This is a genomic window from Pseudomonas amygdali (genome assembly GCF_002699855.1).
GTDB lineage: Bacteria > Pseudomonadota > Gammaproteobacteria > Pseudomonadales > Pseudomonadaceae > Aquipseudomonas > Aquipseudomonas amygdali.
Genome location: NZ_LKBW01000299.1, coordinates 58,651 through 83,833, shown reverse-complemented (window position 1 = coordinate 83,833; position 25,183 = coordinate 58,651). Strand labels below are relative to the sequence as shown.

General features: G+C 58.9%; 15 protein-coding genes and 1 pseudogene. 4 read left to right on the top strand and 12 right to left on the bottom strand.

Going from position 1 to position 25,183, the window contains the following annotated elements; genetic code table 11:
- Window positions 1-105 precede the first annotated feature (105 nt).
- Window positions 106-264: a hypothetical protein gene (locus AO277_RS23695; protein ID WP_080393906.1), complete on the top strand. Its 159-nt coding sequence runs from the start codon at window positions 106-108 to the stop codon at window positions 262-264.
- Between the two features lie 48 nt (window positions 265-312).
- Here AO277_RS23695 and AO277_RS23690 read toward each other — a convergent pair whose 3' ends face one another.
- The 11 genes from AO277_RS23690 to AO277_RS23640 form a co-directional block, all read right to left on the bottom strand.
- On the bottom strand, window positions 313-1,059 hold the full coding sequence (locus AO277_RS23690) for an SDR family oxidoreductase (protein ID WP_002553686.1): 747 nt from the start codon (window positions 1,057-1,059) through the stop codon (window positions 313-315).
- Between the two features lie 102 nt (window positions 1,060-1,161).
- Window positions 1,162-3,273 carry a putative bifunctional diguanylate cyclase/phosphodiesterase gene (locus AO277_RS23685; protein ID WP_044318540.1) on the bottom strand — a complete coding sequence of 704 codons (2,112 nt, stop codon included), beginning with the start codon at window positions 3,271-3,273 and terminating at the stop codon, window positions 1,162-1,164.
- Window positions 3,274-3,441: 168 nt separating this feature from the next.
- The gene (locus tag AO277_RS23680; protein ID WP_044318539.1) at window positions 3,442-4,911 is read right to left on the bottom strand and encodes an efflux transporter outer membrane subunit; all 1,470 of its coding nucleotides are present in this window, start codon (window positions 4,909-4,911) and stop codon (window positions 3,442-3,444) included.
- Complete coding sequence (locus AO277_RS23675) at window positions 4,908-8,015, bottom strand: efflux RND transporter permease subunit (RefSeq protein WP_044318538.1); 3,108 nt, start codon at window positions 8,013-8,015, stop codon at window positions 4,908-4,910. The genes AO277_RS23680 and AO277_RS23675 overlap by 4 nt, the downstream gene beginning before the upstream one ends.
- Window positions 8,012-11,122 carry an MdtB/MuxB family multidrug efflux RND transporter permease subunit gene (locus AO277_RS23670; protein ID WP_044318537.1) on the bottom strand — a complete coding sequence of 1,037 codons (3,111 nt, stop codon included), beginning with the start codon at window positions 11,120-11,122 and terminating at the stop codon, window positions 8,012-8,014. Before AO277_RS23670 ends, AO277_RS23675 begins: the two co-directional genes overlap by 4 nt.
- Window positions 11,119-12,420: an MdtA/MuxA family multidrug efflux RND transporter periplasmic adaptor subunit gene (locus AO277_RS23665; RefSeq protein ID WP_044318536.1), complete on the bottom strand. Its 1,302-nt coding sequence runs from the start codon at window positions 12,418-12,420 to the stop codon at window positions 11,119-11,121. Before AO277_RS23665 ends, AO277_RS23670 begins: the two co-directional genes overlap by 4 nt.
- Before the next feature lie 152 nt (window positions 12,421-12,572).
- On the bottom strand, window positions 12,573-13,073 hold the full coding sequence (tpx, locus tag AO277_RS23660) for a thiol peroxidase (RefSeq protein ID WP_002553680.1): 501 nt from the start codon (window positions 13,071-13,073) through the stop codon (window positions 12,573-12,575).
- Window positions 13,074-13,163: 90 nt separating this feature from the next.
- Window positions 13,164-14,081, bottom strand: a complete 918-nt coding sequence (locus AO277_RS23655) for a LysR family transcriptional regulator (RefSeq protein ID WP_002553679.1) — start codon at window positions 14,079-14,081, stop codon at window positions 13,164-13,166.
- Window positions 14,082-14,186: 105 nt separating this feature from the next.
- Window positions 14,187-17,867 (bottom strand): translocation/assembly module TamB domain-containing protein, encoded by a 3,681-nt coding sequence (locus AO277_RS23650; protein WP_044318535.1) that lies wholly within the window; start codon window positions 17,865-17,867, stop codon window positions 14,187-14,189.
- 5 nt (window positions 17,868-17,872) lie between these two features.
- Window positions 17,873-19,597 carry an autotransporter assembly complex protein TamA gene (locus tag AO277_RS23645; protein ID WP_002553677.1) on the bottom strand — a complete coding sequence of 575 codons (1,725 nt, stop codon included), beginning with the start codon at window positions 19,595-19,597 and terminating at the stop codon, window positions 17,873-17,875.
- A 59-nt stretch (window positions 19,598-19,656) separates the two neighbouring features.
- On the bottom strand, window positions 19,657-20,328 hold the full coding sequence (locus tag AO277_RS23640) for a GNAT family N-acetyltransferase (RefSeq protein WP_002553676.1): 672 nt from the start codon (window positions 20,326-20,328) through the stop codon (window positions 19,657-19,659).
- A 191-nt stretch (window positions 20,329-20,519) separates the two neighbouring features.
- On the opposite strand from AO277_RS23640, the gene xthA reads away from it, so the two are divergent.
- Window positions 20,520-21,332 (top strand): exodeoxyribonuclease III, encoded by an 813-nt coding sequence (xthA, locus tag AO277_RS23635; RefSeq protein ID WP_044318534.1) that lies wholly within the window; start codon window positions 20,520-20,522, stop codon window positions 21,330-21,332.
- A 132-nt stretch (window positions 21,333-21,464) separates the two neighbouring features.
- Window positions 21,465-22,790, top strand: a complete 1,326-nt coding sequence (locus tag AO277_RS23630) for a substrate-binding domain-containing protein (protein WP_044318543.1) — start codon at window positions 21,465-21,467, stop codon at window positions 22,788-22,790.
- Window positions 22,791-22,816: 26 nt separating this feature from the next.
- Here AO277_RS23630 and AO277_RS23625 read toward each other — a convergent pair whose 3' ends face one another.
- Window positions 22,817-24,046, bottom strand: coding sequence for an acyl-CoA dehydrogenase (locus AO277_RS23625; RefSeq protein WP_044318533.1), 1,230 nt, complete (start codon window positions 24,044-24,046; stop codon window positions 22,817-22,819).
- A 183-nt stretch (window positions 24,047-24,229) separates the two neighbouring features.
- On the opposite strand from AO277_RS23625, the pseudogene AO277_RS23620 reads away from it, so the two are divergent.
- Window positions 24,230-25,122, top strand: a pseudogene (locus tag AO277_RS23620) (LysR family transcriptional regulator).
- The last annotated feature ends 61 nt before the right edge of the window (window positions 25,123-25,183 follow it).

Sequence of the window (25,183 nt, the reverse complement as noted above, 5' to 3'; positions counted from 1 at the left end):
TTTGGTCGGCATACATGCACCTCTAGCTACATGTTATGCCCGAACACAAAATTTCTGACAGTCTCCCGGGGGGTCGTAAAAAGGGTCAACAAGGAGGCTGCAACCATGACTCTACCCAATCCAGTAGAAGTACCTGATCCAAACATCGACGATCCCGTTCTGCCCGAGCCAGTACCCGAGCAGGAGCCACCCCCCTCACCGCCTCTACCCGATCAAACACCGGTAGGCGACCCGCCCGCCAATGCGCCACCTGTAACGGTGTGACGAGTCAGTAAGCGGTATCTGAAGGCGCTTGCCAGACCATGCACGCCTTCAGCGCCCGCCCGCCAGATCGATGAACGTTCCTGTGGCATACGACGCATTGTCCGACAGCAGCCAGAGAATGGCCTCGGCCACTTCCTCCGCCGTCCCCCCACGGCCCATGGGCAGTGCGCCCTCGAGTTTGCTGACGCGGAACGGATCGCCGCTCAGGGCGTGAAAGTCGGTGAAGATGAACCCCGGCCGCACCGCGTTGACGCGAATGTTCTCCCCGGCCACTTCCCTGGAAAGCCCGATAGTGAACGTGTCCAGCGCGCCTTTCGAAGCGGCGTAATCCACATATTCGCCCGCGGAGCCCAGGCGGGCCGCGAGCGAGGATACGTTGACGATACTACCACCGTGCCCGCCGTGACTCGGCAGCATGCGTAACAAGGCATGTTTGCTGCACAGCATCGGTCCGACCACGTTGGTCATCATCATTTTGAGCATTCGGAATTCGGACATGTCCTCGACTCTTGAAGCCTGAGCGAGCGTGCCTGCATTGTTGACCAGATGGGTAACGCGGCCGAGTTCCGAATCGACCCTGGAGAACAGGCGCATGATCTCGTCTTCGTTGCTGACGTCCGCCTGCAAGGTGATCGCCTGAGCACCCAGGGCCCTGACCTGCCCTGCCGTCTTTTCGGCTGCGGCATGGTCAGACAGATAATTGATACAGATCCGATAGCCCTGTACAGCGGCCAGACGCGCAGTGGCTGCGCCGATTCCGCGCGAGCCACCGGTAATAATGAGGACTTTTTCCATGATTTTTCTCAGAAGCCAGCATCAAAGCGCAGCTAACACCCGCAGGTTAGCCAGACGTTTCTGATCGTGCCAGCCTTTGCCGTCCAGCGCCATCCATGCGCTTCAGAAAGCCGGTTGCCCAACATCGGGCACGTCGACTGCCGCTTTCGCCTCGGCGGCGCGAATTTCGTCGAGAAATTGCTCAGCCGGCAGAGGATAACCGAGCAGGAAGCCTTGTAGGGAGTGACATCCCAAGTGCGTCAGGAAGCGCTTCTGAACCGCTGTTTCTACGCCTTCGGCGACGATCCGCAGGTTCAACGCCTTCCCTACCGCAACGATGGCCGACACGATGGCGGCATCGTCGGTGTCATGCTCAAGGTCACGCACGAAACCTCGATCAATCTTGATTTCATTGGCGGGCAGGCGCTTCAGGTACATCAGGCTGGAGTAACCGGTGCCAAAATCGTCAATCGATAGATCCACGCCCATTTCCGACAGCCTTTGCAACACCGCCAGGCTGGCATCGGCGTCATGCATGGCCGTAGTCTCGGTGATTTCCAGGGTCAGGCAGTTGGCCGGGAGCTGATGTCTGGCCAGGGTATCCGCCACCGCAGTGACCAGCCCGGCATGACAGAACTGCAACGCTGACAGGTTCACCGCAATGCGCCAGTGCGCGTAGCCCTGGGTGTACCACTCACGCATCTGTCGGCAAGCCTCATCCAGTACCCACTCGCCGATCTGAATGATCAGGCCGGTTTTCTCTGCCATGGCGATGAACTGATCGGGGCCCATAACGCCTTGTTCCGGATGGTTCCAGCGTAATAGCGCTTCTGCGCCCAGGGGCAGTCCGGTCAAAGCGTCGAACTTGGGCTGGTAATAGATACAGAACTGCCTGTGCTTGATCGCCTTACGCAAGTCCTGAGACATCTGCAGCTGATTGCGTGCGTTGCTGTTCATCGAGGCATCGAAAAAGCTGTAGCCGTTCTTGCCGGCCGCTTTGGTGTGATACATGGCGGCATCGGCGTTGATCAGAAGTTCGTGCTGGGTATTGCCATTGCCCGGGTACATGCAGATGCCGATGCTCAGCGAGATCTGCAATTGATGCTCGCCGATGGTAAACGGATTGCCTATTTCATTGACCTGACGCGTTGCGACAGCCAACGCATCCTGCGGGTCATGCAGTTCGACCAGCAGCACGAATTCATCACCACCGATCCTTGCCAGCGTGTCGTGCCGGTGCAGGTTGTTACGAAGACGCAAAGCGACCTGCCGCAACAGCAAGTCCCCGGTATGGTGGCCGAATGCGTCATTCACCGGTTTGAAACCATCCAGGTCCATGAACATCAACGCAAAGCAGCCGCCGCTTTCGCTGACTTTCTTCATCGCCTGCTCGATGCGATCCGTCAACAACACACGGTTCGGCAGCCCGGTGAGGTTGTCATGCAGAGCCAGGTGGGTAAGCTCCTGATTGGCTTCAGTCAGGGAATTGGCCAGGACAGCGGTACGTGTCTCGAGGTGGGAGTCGAGAATACAACTGAACAGCGCGATACCCAGTATCGAAAGACTGGCGACCAGAACAATCCTGTCCAGTCCATTGCTGCTCAATCCATCGGGCAACGCACCACAAAAGCTGCCATCGGCAAAGGTGGCCGCCGCCATGCCGGTGTAATGCATACCGATGATGGCCGTTCCCAGCAGAATTGCCGCTACCGCACGCATCAGGTATATCCTGGGCCTTTGCTGGCGAAGACGAAACGCTATCCATAACGCCGCCGCAGAGGCGGCAATGCTGATCGCCAGGGAAAGCGCAAACAACCAGGGCGTGTATTCGATGCCGGGTTGCATGCGCATTGCCGCCATGCCGGTGTAATGCGTGGCGCTGATGCCAAGCCCCAGCAACAACCCACCCAGGCCAATCTGCGCGGCGGATAATAGCGGCCGGGCGGCCAGCCACAGCGCGAAACCGGAAGACAGTATTGCGATCAGCAAGGACAACAGTGCCAACGGCACATCATAGCCAACGTCGATAGGCAGGACGAATGCCAGCATACCGATGAAGTGCGTCGACCAACTGCCAACGCCCATTGCGAAAGCACCTCCCGCAATCCATACATAAACGGCGCGGCCCCTGGCCGAAATAATACGGCCAACCAGATCGAGAGCAGTGTACGCAGCAACAATTGCGACGAGAACGGAGACCACGACGAGCGACGGGGTGTAGCTGCCAATCAACATAAACGCACCTGGAGCCCAATGAGCGCGTCCATGCCGATACTGCGGGGGATGATTGTACGCAATAGCTGCCAAATGTCGCGGTATCTGGTCGAAAAGATGGCAACCAGCTATTGATTTTTCATTTATCACGAACAGTTCAAGAAAAACCGCCTTTGCTCCGTGAAGCACTCACTCCCTGAGGGTCAAACCTGTTTCGGCATTCCAGCCGCCACCCAATGCGGCAATCAACTGAACGCTGGCAATCAAGCGACTTTGCAGAACGTTCAGCACACTGCGTTCATTGCTCAAAGCAGTGGCCTGTACGTTGACGACGTCAAGATAACCGATCAGCCCGGCCTTGTACTGGTTGTTGGTCAGGCGCAACGAGTCGCGAGCCGATACCAGCGCTTCCTGGCGCACGGCGGCCTCCTGCTCGTAGACTTTGAGTTGAACGAGGTAATTTTCGACTTCCTGAAAACCATTCAGCACGGTCTGCCGGTACTGGGCGACAGTCTGGTCGTACACGGCCTCGGTACGATCAACTTCCGCCGTCCGCCTGCCACCGTCGAACAACGTCAACGCCAGTTGCGGCCCTACCGACCAGAAGCGGTTGGGCAGGCTGATCCAGTTGGCGAACGTACTGCTGCTGTAACCGCCGCTCATGCTCAGCGTGAAGTCTGGGTAGTAAGCGGCCTTGGCGACGCCGATGTTGGCATTGGCGGCCATGACCGAGCGTTCGGCCGCGGCAATGTCCGGTCGGCGTTCAAGCAACTGTGACGGCAGCCCTGGCGGGATCTGCGGCAATTGCGGAATCGAAGTGCTGGCCGGCAGATTGAAGTCAGCGGGCGCCATCCCCATCAGCACGGCAATGGCGTTCTCGAATTGTGCACGCTGCCAGGCCAGATCGATCAAGTCGGCCTGAGTACTTTTCAACTGTGTCAGCGCCTGGGCTACAGCGTCACTTCCTGAAATACCGGCGCGGTATTGATTCTGGGTGAGGGTCAGGGAGCGCTGATAGGTGTCCACAGTGGATTCCAGCAGGCGTTTCTGTTCGTCAATGACCCGCAATTGCAGATAATTCTGCACCAGCTCCGATTGCAGGCTGAGGCGCATCGCTGACAGGTCCGCAAGACTTGCCTGCGCACTGGCGGTGTCAGCCTCCAGCCCACGGCGCAACTTGCCCCACACATCGGCTTCCCAACTGACGCCCAGTTGAGCGTTGTAACTGTTGCGAATTCCCGAGGCGCCGGTATTCGTACCGGTATTGGATGTGCCTGTGCCCTGCCCCGAGCGGGTCTTGCCGGTGGTCAGATCCAGTGTCGGCAGAAATGCGCCTCTGGAGCTACGCACCAGTGCTTGTGCCTGCCGGTACTGCGCATCGTACTGGGCGACGGTCTGGTTGGAGGTGTTGAGCCGTTCGACCAGCGAGTTCAGTTGCGGATCCCTGTACACCTCCCACCATGCACCTTTGGCCATCGCGTCACCGGGTGTGGCTGCACGCCAGCCTTCGGCGGCCTTGAACTGCGCAGGCGCGGCCATTGACGGCGCCTGGTAATCAGGACCGACAGCACAAGCGCTGAGCAGCACAACGCAGAGCCCCAGCGCGAGTGGACGAATCAGCCCTGTCGGGCGGGATATAAAGGCCAGGCGTTCGGTCATAGCGGGGTTTCCAGAGCAGCATCGGTACGCACGCCACGCCATTTATTGTAACGGTGGCGCAGACGGTCGAGATAAAGGTAAACCACCGGGGTGGTGTAGAGAGTCAGGACCTGGCTGAAGATCAGTCCACCAATAATGGTCAGGCCCAGCGGTTTGCGCATTTCAGCGCCTTCCGCAGTACTCAGCAGCAACGGCAATGCACCCAGAATGGCGGCCATTGTGGTCATCAGAATGGGTCGTAGGCGTTGCAGACAAGCGCTGCGGATCGACTCTTGTGGCGTCATTCCCTGATCACGCTCAAGGTGCAGGGCCAGGTCGATCATCATGATTGCGTTTTTCTTCACCACGCCAATCAGCAGGAACAGCCCTAACAGTGAGATCAGGCTGAATTCGCTGCCCAACACGTAGATAGTCAGCAATGCGCCCACACCGGCCGATGGCAGCGTCGAGAGGATCGTCAACGGATGGATGTAGCTTTCATAAAGAATCCCCAGCACCAGATACACCACCAGCAACGCACCGAGAATCATCCAGGGCTGGCTTTTCTGGGTCGAGGCGAAGGCGTTGGCGGTCCCGGCCATCTTGGAAATGATGTCGGACGGCAGTCCGATGGCGGCAATTGCGCGCTCGATAGCCACCGTCGCCTTGTCGAGGCTGGCACCTTCGGCCAGATCAAAGGAAATGTTTTCGGCAGCGAACTGACCGTCATGCGAAACCCGATCATTCGCCAGACTGCGCTCGTAATGAGCAATGCTCGACAGCGGCACGCGCTGCCCGTCGGCAGTAATCACCTGAACCTGCTCCAGCGTCGCCGGGTCCTGAGCGTATTTGGGATTGACCTCCATCACCACCTTGTACTGGTTGAGGCTGTCATAGATGGTCGAGACCTGACGCTGGCTGTAGGCATTGTTGAGCACCGCCGTGACCATGTTCATATCGATGCCCAGCCGTTTGGCCGTATCACGATTGACCACCAGGGTCACTTGCTGCGCCCCGCGCCCTTCCCTGGCGTCGATAGCCGTCAGCTCCGGAATCGATTTGAGCGCCGCAACGATCTTCGGATACCACAGCCGCAGGCTGCTCAGGTCTGCACTTTGCACAATGTACTGATACTGCGAACTGGTCTGCTCGCGACCACCCCCCAGTTGCAGGTCCTGATCAGGCGCCAGGAATAGTCTGCCACCGGGCACATGCGGCATGTTCTTGCGCAAGCGCTCGACCACTTTTTCGGCAGACAGCTTGCGCTCGGCAATCGGCTTGAGGCGTACGATCATGAAGGCGTTATTGGTGCCACCGCTACCGCCGATAAAACCGGCAACGCTCTCCACCGCAGGGTCTGCCAGAATCGAACGGCGAAAGATTTCCATTTTCGGCTGCATGACCGAGAACGAAAGACCGTCGTCACCGCGTACAAAACCCATCAGTTGCCCGGTGTCCTGCTGTGGCAGAAAGGTCTTGGGCACCACCACATACAGCGCGACATTCACCACAACGGTAATCAGCAGGCTGAGCAGTGTCAGCCTGCGATGCCGCATGACCCAGCCGAGCGAGCGGTCATAGCCGGCGACCATGCGGTCGTTGACCCGCTCGCTCCAGCGCTGAAAGGCATTGTCCTTGCCCGAATCGTGGGGTTTGAGCCAGCGCGCGCACAACATCGGCGTCAGGGTCAGGGATACGATCAGCGAGACGACGATCGACACCGACAAGGTAATGGAAAACTCGCGAAACAGACTTTCGACCAGCCCACCCATGAACAGAATGGAAATGAACACCGCCACCAGCGAGACGTTCATCGACAGCAAGGTGAAACCCACCTCTTTGGCCCCCAGAAAGGCCGCTTTCATGGGGTCGAGACCGTTGTGAATGTGCCGGGAAATGTTTTCCAGCACCACGATTGCATCGTCCACCACCAGTCCGGTGGCGAGGATCAAAGCCATCAACGACAGATTGTTCAGGGAAAAACCGAGCAGGTGCATGATCGCAAAGGTGCCTACCAGCGATACCGGAACCGCCAGAGTGGGGATCAGCGATGCGCGAAAACTGCCGAGAAACAGAAATACCACCATCACCACCAGAACCACGGCAATCAGCAGGGTCATCTCTGCCTCGTGAAGCGTCGCCTTGATCACCGGCGAGCGATCCATCGCGACGTTGAGGCTCACGCTGGCAGGCAGCACGGCCCGCAGGGCTGGCAATTGCGCCTTGATCTGCGCCACGGTTTCAATGATGTTGGCACCAGCCTGGCGGTTGACGACCAGTAACACCGCCCGGTCATTGTTATAAAACCCGCTGTTGTAGCGATCTTCCACGGCATCGCTGACTTTCGCGACGTCCTTGAGGCGCAAGGTCGCCCCATCCTTGTAGCGAATGATCAGCGGCGCATAGTCCTTTGCGGTTTCCAGCTGGTCGTTGGCCTGAACCTGCCAGTTATGCTGATCATCCTCCACAAAACCCTTTGGCCGCCGCACGTTCGCACCGGTAATCGCGGTGCGCACGTCGTCAAGCGATACGCCGTACTGGGAGAGCATCTGTGGCTCCAGCTCGATACGAACCGCTGGCAGCGAACTGCCGCCGATCTGCACTTCGCCGACCCCGGAAACCTGCGACAGGCTCTGTGACAGGATGGTGGATGCCAGGTCGTAAAGCTGACCTTTTTCCAGCACCGTCGACGTCATAGACAGGACCATGATCGGCGCCTGGGACGGGTTGACCTTCTTGTAGGTCGGCATGCTGCGCATACCGCTGGGCAGCAGGTTGCGCGAAGCATTGATTGCCGCCTGCACTTCCCGCGCCGCACCATTGATGTTGCGATTGAGATCGAACTGCAGGATGATCCGTGTCGTGCCCTGGCTTGAATTGCTGGTCATGGTATTGACCCCGGCAATACTGCCCAGCGAACGCTCCAGCGGAGTGGCCACAGTGGAGGCCATCACCTCGGGGCTGGCACCCGCCAGACTGGCGGACACCACAATTACCGGGAAGTCCATGTTCGGCGACGGCGCGACCGGCAACAAGCGGAAGCTGACCGCGCCCAGCAGCAGGATCGCCAGGCTCAGCAGTACGGTCGCAACCGGGCGACGGATAAACGGCGCTGACAGGTTCATGCGTCAGCCCGTTCCAGCCGGTCCGGGTCGGCAGGCCTGCGACTCCAGCGACGGCCAAGCCGGTCGAAATACAGATAGATGACCGGCGTGGTAAACAGCGTCAGTACCTGGCTGACGAGCAGACCGCCGACCATCACCAGCCCCAGTGGCTGGCGCAACTCTGCGCCGGAGCCGCTGGCAAGCATCAACGGAATGGCGCCGAACAATGCTGCCAGGGTGGTCATGAGAATCGGCCGGAAACGCAGCAGCGCCGCTTCGTAGATCGCCGTTTCCGGTGCAACACCCCGGTTGCGCTCTGCGTCGAGCGCGAAGTCGATCATCATGATCGCGTTCTTCTTGACGATGCCGATCAGCAAAATGATACCGATGATCGCGATCATCCCCAGGTCATTGCCGCTGATCAGCAAGGCCAGCAAGGCACCCACTGCTGCCGACGGCAGTGTCGAGAGGATGGTGATCGGGTGGATATAGCTCTCGTAGAGCACGCCCAGCACGATGTACATGGTCACTACAGCCGCCAGAATCAGCAGCAACGTGCTCGACAACGATGCTTGAAATGCCTCGGCAGCGCCCTGAAACTGGGTCTGCACACCAATCGGCATGCCGATGTCGTGCTCAACCTGTTCGATGACCTGCACGGCCTTGCCCAATGCAACGCCGGGCGCAAGGTTGAACGACATCATCACTGCGGGAAACTGCCCGAGGTGAGCGATGGCCAACTGTGCCTGACGCTGCTCGACGCGTGCCAGGCTCGACAGTTTTACCTGTGCGCCATCGGTGGTCTTGACGTGTATCTGCTCAAGTGCGGCTGGGCCGAGCTCACTGCCCGACGCGGCTTGCAGCACCACGCGGTACTGGCTGGCCTGGGTATAGATGGTGGAAATCTGTCGCTGACCGAATGCGTCGTACAGCGCATCGGTAATATTCGCAACGGTGACCCCTACCCGACTGGCCGCATCACGATCGATGTTCAGATATACCTGCAGGCCCTTGTCCTGCAGGTCGCTGGCCACATCCGTCAGCTCGGACCGTTTGCCGAGCGCCTCGACCAGCCTTTCGCTCCACAGCGTCAGCAGCTCGGCGTCGGGCGATGACATGCTGAACTGATACTGAGTACGACTGACCCGGTCTTCAATGGTCAGGTCCTGCACCGGCTGCATGAACAGACGAATGTCAGAAAGCTTGTCTACCTCTGGCTGCAGGCGCTGGATCACCTCGGATGCGGTGAGGTCACGCTCTGAGTGGGGCTTGAGGTTGATCAGCAGACGCCCGCTGTTGAGCGTTGCGTTATCACCGTCAACACCAATGTAGGAAGACAGACTGACCACCGCAGGGTCCTTGAGAATGATGTCAGCCAGCGCCTGCTGACGCTGGCTCATGGCAGCAAAGGAGACCGACTGTGGCGCTTCCGAAATACCCTGGATCACGCCGGTGTCCTGCACCGGAAAAAAGCCCTTGGGCACAACGATGTACAGCAGCATAGTCAGTGCCAGAGTGGCCAATGCCGCCAACAGGGTCAGTGGTTGATGCCTGAGCACCCAGCGCAATCCGCCCGCGTAGATATCGATCAGCCAGTCGATCCAGGCACCGCTGGCACGATAGAAACGGCTCTGCTCTTCTTCCTTTGGCTCGCGCTTGAGCAAACGCGCGCACATCATGGGCGTCAGGGTCAGCGATACCACCAGCGATATCAGGATGGCGACTGCCAGAGTGATGGCGAACTCGCGAAACAGCCGCCCGACCACATCAGCCATGAACAACAGCGGGATCAGTACTGCAATCAGCGACAGGGTCAGGGAAATCAGAGTGAAACCGATCTGTTTCGCGCCCTTCAGGGCGGCCTGCAGAGGTGTTTCGCCCTCCTCGATATGCCGGGAGATGTTTTCCAGCATCACGATGGCGTCATCGACAACGAAACCGGTCGCGATGGTCATGGCCATCAGCGTGAGGTTGTTGACCGAGAAGCCCGCCAGGTACATGACGCCGAAGGTGCCTACCAGTGACAGCGGGACGGCGATGGAGGGAATGATCGTCGCGCTGAAACGACGCAGGAACAGGAAGGTTACCAGCACCACCAGGATAATCGCGATCAACAGTTCGTGCTGAACATCGGTCACCGACGCGCGGATCGTCTGAGTGCGGTCCGTCAGTACCACGACGTCGAGGCCGGCCGGAAGGTTCTCGGTGATTGACGGCAGCAATGCCTTGATCCGGTCGACCACCTCGATCACGTTGGCGCCCGGCTGGCGCTGAATATTCAGCAACACCGCCTGACTCCGATTGGCCCAGGCCGCCAGGCGTTCGTTTTCGGCACCGTCGACGATTTCGGCCACATCCTTCAGACGCAGGGGAGCGCCATCCTTGTAGGCCAGAATAAGGTTGGCGTACTCCTCTGGAGACTTCAACTGATCGTTGGCATCCAGCATCGAAACCCGGGTTGGCCCGTCGAAGTTACCCTTGGGCTGGTTGACGTTGGACGCGCCGATCAGAGTCCGCACATCAGACAGGTTCAGGCTGTTGGCGGCCAGCGCTTCCGGATTGACCTTGATCCGCACAGCCTGACGCTGGCCGCCGGCAATGCTGACCATGCCGACACCGCTGATCTGCGAGATTTTCTGCGCCATGCGTGTATCGACCAGATCATTGAGCTTGGGCAGCAGCATGGTTTTCGAGGTAATCGCCAGGGTCAGAACCGGCGTGTCTGCCGGGTTGACCTTGTTATAGACCGGCGGTGCCGGAAGATCGGTAGGCATAAGGTTGGTGGCCGCGTTGATCGCCGCCTGCACCTGCTGCTCAGCCACATCCATGTTGATTTCGAGGCTAAAACGCAAGGTAATGACCGACGCGCCGCCCGAGCTCGTCGAGGCCATCTGGGTCAAACCGGGCATCTGCCCGAATTGACGCTCAAGAGGCGCAGTGACGGAGCTGGTCATGACCTGCGGACTGGCACCGGGATACAGCGTCATCACCCGAATGGTCGGATAGTCGACCTGAGGCAGCGCCGACACCGGCAGCAAGGTGTAGGCGATCAGACCCGCCAGGACGATTGCCAGCATACTCAGCGTGGTGGCAACCGGACGCAGGATGAACAGGCGCGACATGTTCATACGTTTGGTTTTTCCACCTTGCCGAGTGCTGCCGACTTGTCTGTCTTGCTGTCAGGCTTGCCCTGCAGCTTCTGAACCGGACCCGCCGGTACATCCTTGCTGTCGTTGACGACCTCGACTTCAGCGCCGTCGCGCAGACGGTCGGTGCCTTCGAGCACGACCCGTTCTCCGGCTGCCAGACCTTCGGTGATCACCGTCGATGTCTCGTCGCTCGGGCCGGTCTTCAACAGTTTGAGTTTGACCTTCTTGTCACCGTCCAGGACATAGACAAAGGTCCCGTCGGTGCCGAACTGCACGGCAGCCGTTGGCACCAGTGTCACCTGTTTCAACGTATCGGCGCGCAGACGCACATTGACGAACTGGTTGGGGAACAGGATCTCGTCACCGTTATCGAAACGGGCCTTGAACTTCAGTGTGCCGGTCGTCACATCGATCTGGTTATCGAGGCTGGCGAGTACACCGGAAGCCTGCATTTTCGTATCGCCCCGGTCCCAGGCTTCGACGGGCAGCTTGTCGCCGGTGCGGTAGCGGGAAATGACTTTCGACAGGTCCTTTTCCGGGAGCGTGAAGGCGACCGAAATGGGCTGGGTCTGGGTAATTACCACCAGCGCGGTGGTGTCGTTGGCGGCAACCAGGTTGCCGACGTCCAGCTGTTTGAGGCCGACACGACCTGCAATAGGCGCACGAATGCGTGTGAAGTCCAGGCTCAGCTTCGCATCAGCCACGGCCGCCTGATTGGTCTTGATCGTGCCCTTGTACTGATTGACCAGCGACTCGGCAGTGTCGAGGGTCTGTTTGGCGATGCTGTCCTCGGCAAAAAGCCCACGGTAACGCTGTACGTCGAGCTGAGCATTCTTGAGCAGCGCCTGATTGGTGGCCAGCGTACCTTCGGCCTGCTGCAACGCCACCTGATAACTGCGCGGATCGATTTCCGCCAGCAGGTCACCCGCCTTGACCATCTGCCCTTCCTGGAAATAAAGCTTGACCAGCTCTCCCGCCACCCGGCTGCGCACATTGATGGTGTTCATCGCCGTTACCGTGCCAAGCGCCTTGTAGTAGATCGGGAAATCGCCTTCGGTTGCCGGGGCTACCCGCACCGGGACAGCGACAGCCGATGCACCGAAGCCAGGACGCGCCACGCCACCTGCGCCATGCTTCTTGCTCTCGGCCCCTTTGCCGGGAGTGGAGGCAGGCCATAACCACCAGCACAGGGCAACAATGGCCAACAGGATCAACAAACTGATCAACCAGCGACGGGATTTACGAGAGCCAGACGATTGCATGAATAAATCAACCATTACAGGTGGGGGCTTCTTCAGAAGGCTGAACAATAAGCACAGATGCGTTACAAGCAAAGCGCCTTTACCAAGCGCTTACTTTCGATAAACGTATGACGCACAAACAAAAAAACGGCCTGAGCGGATTCAGGCCGTCGAAGTGTTGCGGAAAGTTACTTAAGCACAGCCAATGCAGCGTCGTAGTCGGGTTCGTTAGCGATCTCTGTTACCAGTTCGCTGTGCAGCACTTTGTCGTTTTCGTCCAGAACAACCACCGCACGAGCGGTCAGACCTTTCAGCGGGCCGTCTGCAATTGCAACGCCGTAATGCTCGCTGAAATCGGCAGCGCGGAAAGAAGACAGGTTCTTGACGTTTTCCAGACCTTCGGAGCCGCAGAAGCGGGCCTGTGCAAACGGCAGGTCAGCAGAGATACACAGAACAACGGCATTGCCCAGCTCGTTTGCCTGGGCGTTGAATTTACGTACCGACGTTGCACAGGTCGGTGTATCGACGCTCGGAAAAATGTTCAGCACCTTGCGCTTGCCAGCGAAGTCAGCCAGGGTCTTGTCGGCAAGACCTTCACCCACCAGCGTGAAGGCAGGTGCCTTGCTGCCGACTTCAGGCAGCTTGCCATTGACTTGAACAGGGCCGCCTTTGAGGGTTACTTGAGCCATGAAACACATTCCTTTTTTGAGATGAATAAAAGAACCGGAAGTTAAACACGAAAGTGTGCCGTGTCCTATATAGGATAATTCCGAATTTTCTCAGGAAACCAGTCTGTCCCTGATATCTGGGTGGGCACATAATTCCACCAGCCAATCGACGAATACCCTGATCCGGCGTGACAACTGGCGATGAGGTGGGTAAAGCACCGTCAACGCCAGCGGCGGCGGACGATGCAACCGCAGCACCTCGACCAGTATGCCGCTGCGCAACTGTGCGGCGACATGGTAACGCGGCACTTGTATCAGGCCAAAACCCGCCTCGCAAGCCGCTACATAACCGTCGGCACTGTTGACCGAAATAGAACAGGCCAACGCTTGATCGACCTCCACGCCACCGGCCATGAACTCCAGACCATAGCGCTTGCCCGTGCTGGTCGAGAAATATTCGATTACCTGATGTTGCGCGAGGTCCGGCAGATTCAGCGGCGTACCGTATCGCTGCAGGTAATCGCGACTGGCGCAAGTGATCTGGGTCAGGCTGCCCAGCGGCCTGGCGACCAGCGTTTCGTCCAATGCTGCTCCGGCGCGCAAGACACAGTCCACGCCCTCGCGGATCAGGTCGACCGGTCTGTCGCTCATGCCGATTTCCAGCCGGATCTGCGGGTAGCGCCGGGCAAATTCAGGCAACGCGGGTATCACGATCATGCGCCCCAGGCTCACTGGCAGGTCAACACGCAGCAACCCCTTGGGCTCGGCACCTGCCGCAGAGAAGGAAGCTTCGGCGTCATCCAGATCGGCCAGCAGGCTTACGCAGCGCTGGTAGTAGGCCTTGCCGTCAGGCGTGGTGCTGACCTGACGTGTAGTGCGTTGCAAGAGCTGCACGCCCAGGTGAGCTTCCAGTTGTTTGATCAGAATCGTCACGGATGCACGGGGCATGTGCAGGCTCTCGGCCGCCCTGGCGAAACCGCCCAGTTCGACGATACGGGTGAATACGCGCATGGCGTTGAATCGATCCATGATTACCGGCAGCCTGAATAGAGAGAGCGTGTGATGGGTCACACTGTTTTAACAGGGTAAACCGGTTGAACGCAGGCCAGTGCCATTACAGCCGCTGGCCAGTATTCAGAAGTCTCTTTTATAGAAAATATCCAGCGAACTGGCAACACCGCTTGCAGCCTCAAGGTACACGCGCTTGCTGAGCAGATAGCGCAACGCAATGGTATTGGCCGGTTCAAACACGCCGACACCATAACGCAGGCTGAGCTTCTCGGTGATCTTGCCGCTGGCAACCACATTGGTCTTGTCGCCGGTTCCCGAGGTATCCAGCTCGAAGTCCTTGATACCCAGATTGTCCGCGAGCTTGCCGGTGGTCGACGAGCTACCGGCAACGCCAAGCGCCAGTGCAGCCTGAGCGACCATGTTGTTGTCTTCGCCCGAGGTACTCAGCGGTCTGCCCATGACCAGATAGGAGAGCGCCTGCTCCTGGCTCATCGCGGGTTCGGAAAACACTTCGGTGGTGGGTTGCTCGGCACTGCCGGTCAGACGAATGCCTGCGATCACGTCATCTGTCTGGCGAATGGCCTCGATATCCAGATAGGGCTGGTCCACAGGGCCTGCAAACAGCAGGCGCGCCTTGCGGATGGTCAGCCGCTGCCCGTAGGCACGGTAGCGGCCGTCGTTCAGGTTCAGCTCACCACGGGTGTCCAGGTTGTCGCCAATGTGCACCCTTCCGACCAGATTGGCAGTAAGCCCGAAACCGCTGAAGGCGAGCTTTTCCTGACCAACCTCCACATCGATATCCATGGCCACTGCCAGCGGTGGCGCGCCCTCCTCGGTCTGCTGCCCGACGATCACCGTATCGCCCGAGAGCTTGACCGTAGACGGCGGCAGCTCACGCACGGTGATCGCCCCCTTGGGCACCAGCACCTTGCCGGAAATGGCCAACCGCTCACCTTGCATGGAAATTTTCAGGTCAGGCGCTACCTCCACTTCCGCGTAGGGCTCGACATTGATCGGCAGACGCGCGCCCTTGAGGCTCACATCAACGTTCAGATTCTGCCCCCAGGCCACCTGACCGCCGATGCTCCCCTGCCCGGTGCTGCCACTTTTCCAGCCACCGGTGAGCTGTACGCTCTCCCCGGCGATCAACGCCTGCACCTTGAGGTCATGCAGTTCCATCGGCAACTCGGCACCCGCCACTTCACCGCCTTCAAGTGTCACGCTGCCGTTGACCAGAGGTGCCAGCAAGCTGCCTGACAATCGACCATTGCCGTTCAGGCGGCCATTGAGTTTCTGCACCATTGGCGCAAAGGGTCGTGCCACCGAGATGTCCAGCCCGGAGAGACCGAAATCGCCTGACAGAGGCTTGTCTTTGGCCAGCGGATCGATCTGCGCATTGACCAGCAACCGGCCCAGCTTTCCGCCTTCGAAATCCAGCCGCGTATCGATACGTCTGGGTGCCAGTGTGGTGTCGAGTTTGAGTGTCTGATACGGGAAGTCCAGCCACTGGTCATTGCTGCGCACCCGCAATGTGCCGCCTCCGGCATCAATCGTAACCTTGCCGGTGGGGCCTGCAGCCGGAAGATCAAGCTGAACGTCGGCATTCAGCGCGCCCTTCCAGGCAAAATCCTTTGGCATCCATTGCGCCAGACTGTCGAGTGGAAAATTCTTCAGCTGATAGCGCAAACGTGGCTCCGGCATCAGTCGTTGATCGCCACCGCACAGGCTGGAGGCACCGGACAGCCAGCAATGCGCACCGAAGTTCAGCCGACCGTCGGCCAGACGCTCGATCTTCGCAGGTTGCTGCAAACGCCAGTTCTGTCCGCCGCTCTGTACCGTGCCGCTGGCCAGCCGACCGCGCCAGTCGCCCTTGTCCAGGCCGCCGTCCAGTGCGATAGCAAGCTTGAGTAACGGCCCTTGCAGGTCCAGCTTCAATTGTTGCGCCTTGAGCGTACCCTGACCGTCCACCAGCAACGTCCCCAGCCCGGTGTCGCCGGCCTGAATGCCAACGCCCTTGAGGTTGATGGTCGCGCGCTGCGACTGATCCAGGCGGGCATTGAGAGTCAGGCTTTGCAGGCGATTGTCCTGCAGCGCGAGCTGACTGCCCTGCAACGCCAGTTGCCCTTGTGGTGCCTGAAGCGTTCCCGTCAGGTCGAGCCTGCCTTTGGCCTGCCCCTGCAAGCGCGGCCACAATTGAGCCAGACGCGGCAGGTCAAGGTCCAGCTGCCCTTTGAGACGCTCCTGCAAACTGCCATTACTCTGAACCCGGTTGTCACCCAATCGAATGTTCAGGTTGCTGACATTCCACTGCTGATCACGACCGTCAGCCTTGGCTTGCAGCAGCGCGGGCTGGCCACGCAGACGTCCCTTGAGGTCCAGGTCGGCAGTCAGTTCAAGCTCCTCGTTGACCCGTTGACCTTTGCTGCGCAAGGGCCCTGCCAGTGTGCCGGGCAATTCGGCAACCCAGAATGAAGGGTCCAGCGCGCTCAGATCAAGTGCAGTGTCCCAGCCGAAGCCATTGGCAAATTGCAGGTTCAGAAAACCGCTGGCCTTACCCTGCCCTGCGACCAGCTCCAGTTGCGGCAGATGGACTTCCTGCAAATTGCCGCTGAAGGGACTGATCAGCGTGAACGCACCAGCAGGTCCTTTGAGGCTGGCGTTGAAATTGCCAAGATAATTGCCGTCAGTGTAGGAAATTTCACCTTTGAAAGCGTGCAACGACACTTGCGGTTCGGACTCCAGCGGATACAGACGCTGCCAGGGGAAATCCAGCCAGTCGATGCTCGCATCAGCCGAGAAACCACTCTGCCAGTTCAACGTGCCGTTGATGGCCAGACGCTGTTGATGATTGGCGGCCAGATCAAGCGCTGCAATGGTTGCCCCGTTGGCATCCGTACGCCCCTGCAACGACAACGCCACAGGGACTTTTTCTGCGGGCAGGCTGGCAGTGCCGTTGATCTGGTAACCCGAGTCGAGATCGCCTTCGGCAGTCAACAGCAGCTGGTCGAGTTGCAGGGTATCGGGCAATGCTGCGCTGGGTTTGAAATGTTCTGCAGTCAGTTTCAATCGTGCTGGCACATGCTCAGCCAAAGGTTGCAGCTCACCGGTCAGTTGCCCTGGTAGATAGCCGCTGCTGTCAGCCTTGAGTTGCAGGGTCTTGAGCACGTCACCTTGAATATCCAGCGCCAGCGTCCAGGGCTTACCGTCCTGTGGCGGCAGTTGCAGTTGACCTTTTACGCTCAATGGCCAGTCGCCCTCGGGCTTCAGCAGACCATTGAGGTCCAGCACCAGCGCATCGCGTTGCAAGTGCGCGCTGTCTATCTGCAAGCCTTCGGCGGTCCAGTGCGCCGCCAGTTTGAGGTCGCGCAACTGTTCGACGCCATCCAGTTGCAGGCTGCCCAGCTGTGTATCACCCAGTTGCAGGGCAAGCGGCAACTTGACGGCGGGCAGGCTCAAAGGATCTTCGTTGCTCGGCGCACCGCTCGGAGGAAAGCGCAGCATTACTTGCCCCGCGTGCAGGCGATCAATGCATAAGGTCATCTTCAGCAGGCAGGCGGGCTTCCAGGCGAAATCGACAGAATGCACCTCGACACGGTCTGCGCCTTGCTGCCAAACCAGGCGCTCGGCACTCCACTGCCCGCCCAGGCGGCCCTGAAAGTTTTCCAGTTCCACGCCGGGCACGCGAGCCAGCGCCCACCGGCTGCCTGCCTGGGTTCCAATCAACACCCCGACGCTGACGATCACCAGCAGTAGTAACGCGATCACGCTCAGTCCGGCAATCTTTGCGCCACGCTTGATGTTCATTCTGTTCAAAGTTCCGGCCCCATCGAGAAGTGCAGGCGGATGCCACCGTCGTCATCCAAAGCATGCGCCAGATCGAGACGCAGCGGACCCACCGGAGATACCCAGCGCACCCCAAAACCGACGCCGGTTTTCAGGTCTGGCTTGTCGAGACTGTTGAATGAGTTGCCCTGATCGATGAAAGTCGCGAGCCGCCATTTATCCGCAATGGAATACTGGTACTCGACGCTCCCGGCAAACATGTAACGCCCACCAATGCGGTCGCCGTCCGAGTTGGTCGGTGACAGTTTCTGGTAGTCATACCCTCGTACGCTTTGATCACCACCGGCAAAAAAACGCAGCGACGGCGGTATCGAGGTGTAACCGTCAGTCAGGTTGCCACCCAGTTGCACGCGCCCGAGAAAGCGATGGTTCTGAGCGACTGTCGTCAGCCCTTTGAGCAGCACATTGGCATGCACCAGATTGGCATCCGACAACATGCCCTCCTTGGCCACCTGGGTGTCGAACTGTAAACGGTAGCCCTGGTGGGGATCGATACTGTTATCGCTGCGCAGGTACGAATAACTGATGCCGGGCATTAGCAGCGTGCTCAGACCCGAATCGTCGCCCAGCCGGTATTCTTCACGCTGCCATTTCAGTGAGATAACCCGTTCCCAGCCGCTGGGCAGTTTGCTGTGCCATTCAGGCCCGGCAGTCAGCAGCTTGCTGAGGCTGTCGGTTCCAGCAATCTCTTCGTATTGATAGCCACCGGCATAACGCAGTTTATCAGTCAACGGCGGATCGAGCGGCACGTCGTACCACAGGCCGACATTCTGCCGAGGCGCGGATATTTCCGATTCGAACCCGTAGCTGTGGCCCTGTGGATTGGCCCAGTGCCGGGTCCAGTTGGCTTTGCCACGCGGACCGACATCGGTTGAGTACCCCAGGCCAAGGCCCATGGTTCGGGGTTTACGGGTTTCAAGCTGAACGGTTACAGGAATGACCTGATGGTCAGCTGCAGTAGGCGCGGCATCGACCCGCACGCCTTCAAAATAGCCACTGCCCTGCATGGCCTGGGTCAATTCGGCGATCAGTTGTGAATCGTAAGGAGTATTTTCCTTGAACGGCACCATGCGCTTGAGCAAATCTTCATCGAAGGGCGCATTGCCACTGAACATGACCTTGCCCAGCGAGTAGCGCGGACCACTGTCATAGACCAGCTCGATGTCGGCAAGCCCGGCTCGCGGGTCAATAGCCAGGCGCTGGCTGGTAAAGTGGCCGCTGAAAAAGCCGTAACGCGACGCCTGATTCTGGATCAGGCGTTTGGCATCCTCATAGTTGCCATGATTGAGCACCGCGCCGGTTTTCAGCGCGTCGCTTTTGGGTACCCGAAAGGCTTTCAGCGATGCTGCCGGACCCTCGACGCGGATTACCACATTGCGCAGGTGAATCGGCTCGCCCGGCTGGATATTGATCACCAGACGCGGCTGGTCAGCGTCCTTGATCTCGCTGTCGATCTGCGCCTGATAATAGCCAAGCGCCTGAGCCGCTTTCTCTGCCTGCTGTTCGGCACCCAGGCTGAAGTTACGCAACGCCTGAACGTCACGCTCGCCCAGGTCCCCCACATACCCTTCGACGTTGGCCTTGAGTTCCGGGTTGGCGGGCTTGATCCTGACGTCGAGGCGGGCCTGTGCAAGCGCCGCTGCACTCATGGTCATCAGAAACAGGCTGCTGAATAGTCTGAAAAGCTTCATGGGCGTAGATGCTAACACGATCGACGGGCCGCACTGGAAGCCCACGAATTGTCGGAGATTCAGACCGTTACGTCAGGCACCGGCAGTGAAACCTGAGGATTGGGGTGAAAAAACACGTGCTCTCGGACAGGTCCTACCGCAATCTCGCCGATTTCCTCATAGCCTTGACGCTTATAGAACTCGAGATAACGAGGATTTCCCGTGTCTACGACGATGCCCTGAGAGTGCTCATCCACCGCGCACCAATCGTGCAACGCCCCAAGCAGTTGTTCGCTCAAATCCTGCCCCAGCTTCTGACCCTGAAATTCCGGATCCAGGCCTATCAACGGCAGCACATGCACGGTTTCGGACGGAACACAGGCCAGCACCGCGTTGTAATAAGCCAGATAACGCTGGGTGCAACCAAGGCCGGTGTCCATTACCATGCGCAGACGCCAGGCCCAGCTTTCAGTGACGCCCAGACGACGTTGCGGTGGCGCGATCAGCGCTACGCCGACCAGCCGATCCTGCAGAAACAGACCGAGTGCAGGCTGGTCTTGCAGGAAGTGTTGTTTGACCAGTTGGCGAATGGTCGCCAATACGCGTTGCTCATATCCCTCGCGCTCGGCATTGAACAGATAGGCGAACGTCGGATCGTGCCGATAGGCCCTGAACAGCAAGGAGCGGGTTTCACGGGAATAACCACTGTCGAGTTGACGAACTTCACCCGTGATGGCAGCAGGTAGGGACATAAAGGGCCTCGTGTTAACGGAACTGCGTCTGGCGCAGCAGTTTTGGCAAGCAGGCTTTCGAGTGATGGCACTTGATAACAGTTCCAACGATTTGTCCGGGCCTGTGTTTGCGCGGTGCCTTACACGGTGCTGGTCCTGAAACCACAGGTCAGCTAGCATCGCTGTTTGTTTTTGCTCAGGACCGCCGTTTTATGAAAATCGTCTCGTTCAACATCAATGGTCTGCGCGCTCGACCTCATCAGTTGGCGGCGCTGATCGACAAACACCAGCCTGACGTAATCGGCCTTCAGGAAACCAAGGTTTCTGACGAGCAGTTCCCCCACGCGGAAGTCGAAGCGCTGGGCTATCATGTGCATTTCCACGGTCAGAAAGGCCATTACGGTGTTGCCCTGCTATCACGCAATCCTCCGCTGGCCCTGCACAAGGGTTTTGAAGGCGACGACGAGGAATCGCAGAAGCGCTTCATCTGGGGCACTTATGCCGACAGCAATGGGCAGCCGGTCACCATCATGAATGGCTACTTTCCGCAGGGCGAGAGCCGTGATCACCCGACCAAATTTCCAGCCAAACAGCGTTTTTACGAGAATCTGCAGACCTTGCTGGAGAGCCATTTCAGCAACGAGCAGCCGCTTATCGTGATGGGTGACGTAAACATTTCTCCGCAGGACTGCGACATCGGCATCGGTGCCGACAACGCCAAGCGCTGGCTGAAGACCGGCAAGTGCAGCTTTCTCCCCGAAGAGCGCGAGTGGATGGAACGCTTGAAAAACTGGGGCCTGGTGGACAGCTTCCGTCATCTGTACCCTGAAGTCATCGACCGATTCAGCTGGTTTGACTATCGCAGCCGCGGCTTCGAAGACGAACCCAAGCGCGGCCTGCGCATTGACCTGATCATGACCTCCACCGGCCTGCAGCCACGCATCAAGGCGGCCGGGGTGGACTACGATTTGCGCGGCATGGAAAAGCCGTCGGACCATGCGCCGATCTGGCTGGAACTGAACTGAAAAAGCGCCCTATCGTGCGATCCGGCTTTATGCATAAACGGGTCGCGCGCGCAGTGGTCGAGCAATCGTCATACTCCGGAAATCTTTCTGTCTTATTCTCCCGGCACCCTCCCGTGACTCATGTTGACGCCGATGTTGCGCGCTTTGCTAACGGCGCTGACTCTGTCGAGCGCCACCCTGCCCGCCCTTGCGCTGGCGGCACTGCCGCTGCCCGCGGGTGAAATACCGGCCTTGCGCATTCAAGGCTCAAATACCATCAATGCCCAATTGGGCCCCGCACTGGCTGAAGGGTTGATGCGCCAGCAAGGCCTGCAATCAGTGCAGACTGTTGCCGGCAATGTCATGAATGAACAGCGCGTCGTCGGCACTACCGCCGCAGGGCAGACGGTCAGTATCGAAATCGCCGCACATGGTTCAGGCACCGGGTTTACTGCGCTCAAAGCAGGTAACGCCGATATTGCCACCTCTTCACGACCTATCAAGGATCAGGAAGCCAAGGACCTGGCTGGCCTGGGCGACCTGAAAAGCGCAGCAAGCGAGCAAACCATTGCCATCGATGGCGTTGCTGTGATTCTGCATCCAGGCAATCCGGTCAGACAGCTGGATACGCTGCAGCTGGCGCGCATTTTCAGCGGGGAAGTCAGGGACTGGGCAGAAGTGGGCGAAAATCCGGGAGCCATTCATCTTTATGTTCGCGATGAGAAGTCCGGCACCTACGAAACGTTCAAGGACCTGATACTTGTAAAGTACGGCAAGAACCTGTCCGGCACAGCCGCGCGCTTTGAATCCAGCGAGCAGCTCTCCGACGAGGTCAGCAAGGACATCAATGGCATCGGTTTTATCGGGCTACCGTCCATCAGGCATGCCAAAGCGGTGGCCATTGCCGATGGTGATTCCAGACCCATGCTCCCGACTGTCAGTCTTATTGCCACCGAAGACTATCCTCTGTCGCGACGGCTCTACTTTTATGTGCCTACCTCAGCTCATCAACGCTGGGCGCAGGCGCTGGTCCGTTTCGCGCAAAGCGCCGAGGGTCAGGCCATCGTCGCGCAGACCGTGCAGGCACTCAAGGTGCAGCCTACCGCGCAGATGCCTGCGGATTATCAGGCGCTGGCGCGCAAGGCCGAACGGCTGTCGGTCAATTTTCGCTTTGCCCAGGGCAGTGCGAAGCTGGATAACAAGGCGCAGCAGGACCTCAAGCGGGTGGCGGAGTACCTGAAAACCAGCAACCAGCTCAATCAACATGTCACGCTGGTCGGCTTTGGTGATGCCAAAAGCGATCCGGCTCGCGCAGCCCTGCTCTCAAGGCTGCGCGCCATGGCGGTGCGCCGTGAGCTGCTGAAAAGCGGCGTGACATTTCGCGACATCGTCGGCCTGGGGGATGAGATGCCGGTAGCTACCAATGACATCGATGACGGCCGAATCAAGAACCGTCGGGTCGAAGTCTGGGTGCAGTAGCCTGGGCGCAGTTATCGGCTACCGGCTCAGGACTGGCTGCGCTCCCTGTCTGCCGGCAGGTATTTGCCCAGTTCATACTTGCCGATAGCGGCGCGGTGTACTTCATCCGGGCCGTCTGCCAGACGCAGTGTGCGCTGCATGGCGTACATATAGGCCAAGGGGAAATCATTGGAAACACCCGCCCCGCCGTGCATCTGGATCGCCCGATCGATGACCTTCAGCGCCACGTTCGGCGCTACCACCTTGATCTGCGCGATTTCGCTTCTGGCGACCTTGTTGCCTGCTGTATCCATCATGTAGGCAGCCTTCAGGGTCAGCAGACGGGCCATATCGATCTCCATGCGCGAATCGGCAATCCTGTCGATATTGCCCCCCAGCCTGGCCAGCGGTTTGCCGAAGGCAACCCGGTCTACGGAGCGCCTGCACATCAGCTCAAGTGCCCGCTCAGCCATACCGATGGAGCGCATGCAGTGGTGAATGCGGCCTGGTCCCAACCGGCCTTGAGCGATTTCAAAGCCGCGCCCCTCACCCAGCAAGACGTTTTCAAACGGCACCCGGACGTTATCGAACACCACTTCGGCATGCCCGTGGGGCGCGTCGTCGTAGCCGAACACAGGCAGCGGCCTGACAATCTTCACGCCCGGCGTGTCGACCGGGACCAGAATCATCGAGTGTTGCTGATGGCGCGGCCCGTCAGGATTGCTCAGGCCCATGAAAATCAGGATTTTGCAGCGCGGGTCGCAGGCACCGGAAGTCCACCACTTGCGGCCATTGATCACCCATTCATCACCATCGCGCTCGGCGCGCGCGGCCATATTGGTGGCGTCCGATGACGCCACGTCGGGCTCGGTCATGGCAAAAGCAGAACGAATTTCGCCGCGCAGCAACGGTTCCAGCCAGCGGGCTTTCTGTTCCTCGCTGGCATAGCGAACCAGCACCTCCATGTTGCCGGTGTCAGGCGCAGAGCAATTGAACGGCTCGGGGCCCAGCATCGAACGCCCCATGATTTCCGCCAGCGGCGCGTATTCCAGATTGCTCAGGCCGGCACCCAGCGCAGACTCCGGCAAAAACAGATTCCACAACCCCTCGGCTCTTGCACGGGCTTTCAGTTCTTCCATGATCGCGGTGGGCTGCCAGCGGTCGCCTTCGGCCACTTGCTGTTCGAAAACCGGCTCGGCCGGATAAACGTATGCATCCATGAACGCGGTGACGCGCTCACGCAATGCCTGCACCTTCGGGGAATACGCGAAATCCATGGGCCACTACCTTCTCGATCAGGGTGTCGAATGCATGATCCTGATGCTAGAGAAACGCCGTACATTTATCTAATCTATTCTCGGCGTGTATAAACATTCATAACCGATATATGATCCATCACCGCTGCGGCGTCCCCAGCCTGCCGAACAGCGAATCAAAATAACAGCACGAGGCGCCCATCAATGAACCTGAGCAAGGTCGATCTCAATCTTTTCATTGTCTTCGACGCCATCTACACCGAAGCCAATCTGACCCGGGCCGGGCAGATCGTCGGCATTACCCAGCCTGCGGTGTCCAACGCCCTGGCGCGGCTGCGAGAGACCTTCAACGACCCGCTGTTTGTGCGAACGGCTCAAGGCATGGTGCCGACACCGATGGCACAGAACATCATCGGCCCGGTGCGCAATGCACTCTCATTGCTCAGGGTTTCGGTGCAGGAAAGCCGTATATTCAACCCGTTGCAGGCCAACAAGAACTACCGCATCAGCATGACCGACCTGACCGAGGCCGTGATCCTGCCGTGACGATCGAGAGCTTTCTGTCCAAGCGGCGGGAAACCACCAAGGAGCTGGCTGCCGGGCGCCTCGACTTCGCCGTGGATGCACCGCTCAATACCGACCCGCAGGTTCGCCACGTCAAGCTGCTGGAAGACCGCTATGTGTGCGGCATGCGCAAGGCGCATCCGCTGGCGAACAAGGCCACGTTGACGCTGGATGATTACATGAGCCAGGCACACATCCATATTTCCAGTCGGCGTAGCGGACTGGGGCACGTGGACCTGGCGTTGGGCAAGATGGGTATTCAGCGCAGGATTGCGTTGCGCTCGCAGCATTACCTGATGGCGACACAGGTCCTGCAGCAGACTGATATGGTCATGACCATACCTGAACGCTTCGCCCGCCGTAAGGATTTGCACTATGTCCACTTACCGGTCAACGATGTGCCTTCGGTCGAAACCCATCTGTACTGGCATGAAAGCACTGATCAGGCCCCAGCCAACCGCTGGATGCGCGAACAGATCATCGAGCTTTCACAGCGGGTCGTGGCGCAGGAACAAAGCCTCGAGAAAGCATGAGATAAAAACACCAAGCCATTGTTTTTAAATTAAATATTTAAATTTGTTAAAGTCGTTTCTA

What these genes read in the sequence shown, in the direction of transcription:
- AO277_RS23695 (WP_080393906.1), top strand. Translation starts at nt 106, where the DNA reads ATGACTCTACCCAATCCAGTAGAAGTACCTGATCCAAACATCGACGAT.
- AO277_RS23680 (WP_044318539.1), bottom strand. Translation starts at nt 4,911, where the DNA reads ATGACCGAACGCCTGGCCTTTATATCCCGCCCGACAGGGCTGATTCGT.
- AO277_RS23625 (WP_044318533.1), bottom strand. Translation starts at nt 24,046, where the DNA reads ATGGATTTCGCGTATTCCCCGAAGGTGCAGGCATTGCGTGAGCGCGTC.
- tpx (WP_002553680.1), bottom strand. Translation starts at nt 13,073, where the DNA reads ATGGCTCAAGTAACCCTCAAAGGCGGCCCTGTTCAAGTCAATGGCAAG.
- AO277_RS23650 (WP_044318535.1), bottom strand. Translation starts at nt 17,867, where the DNA reads ATGAACATCAAGCGTGGCGCAAAGATTGCCGGACTGAGCGTGATCGCG.
- AO277_RS23640 (WP_002553676.1), bottom strand. Translation starts at nt 20,328, where the DNA reads ATGTCCCTACCTGCTGCCATCACGGGTGAAGTTCGTCAACTCGACAGT.
- AO277_RS23630 (WP_044318543.1), top strand. Translation starts at nt 21,465, where the DNA reads ATGTTGCGCGCTTTGCTAACGGCGCTGACTCTGTCGAGCGCCACCCTG.
- AO277_RS23670 (WP_044318537.1), bottom strand. Translation starts at nt 11,122, where the DNA reads ATGAACATGTCGCGCCTGTTCATCCTGCGTCCGGTTGCCACCACGCTG.
- AO277_RS23685 (WP_044318540.1), bottom strand. Translation starts at nt 3,273, where the DNA reads ATGTTGATTGGCAGCTACACCCCGTCGCTCGTCGTGGTCTCCGTTCTC.
- AO277_RS23655 (WP_002553679.1), bottom strand. Translation starts at nt 14,081, where the DNA reads ATGGATCGATTCAACGCCATGCGCGTATTCACCCGTATCGTCGAACTG.
- AO277_RS23690 (WP_002553686.1), bottom strand. Translation starts at nt 1,059, where the DNA reads ATGGAAAAAGTCCTCATTATTACCGGTGGCTCGCGCGGAATCGGCGCA.
- xthA (WP_044318534.1), top strand. Translation starts at nt 20,520, where the DNA reads ATGAAAATCGTCTCGTTCAACATCAATGGTCTGCGCGCTCGACCTCAT.
- AO277_RS23665 (WP_044318536.1), bottom strand. Translation starts at nt 12,420, where the DNA reads ATGGTTGATTTATTCATGCAATCGTCTGGCTCTCGTAAATCCCGTCGC.
- AO277_RS23645 (WP_002553677.1), bottom strand. Translation starts at nt 19,597, where the DNA reads ATGAAGCTTTTCAGACTATTCAGCAGCCTGTTTCTGATGACCATGAGT.
- AO277_RS23675 (WP_044318538.1), bottom strand. Translation starts at nt 8,015, where the DNA reads ATGAACCTGTCAGCGCCGTTTATCCGTCGCCCGGTTGCGACCGTACTG.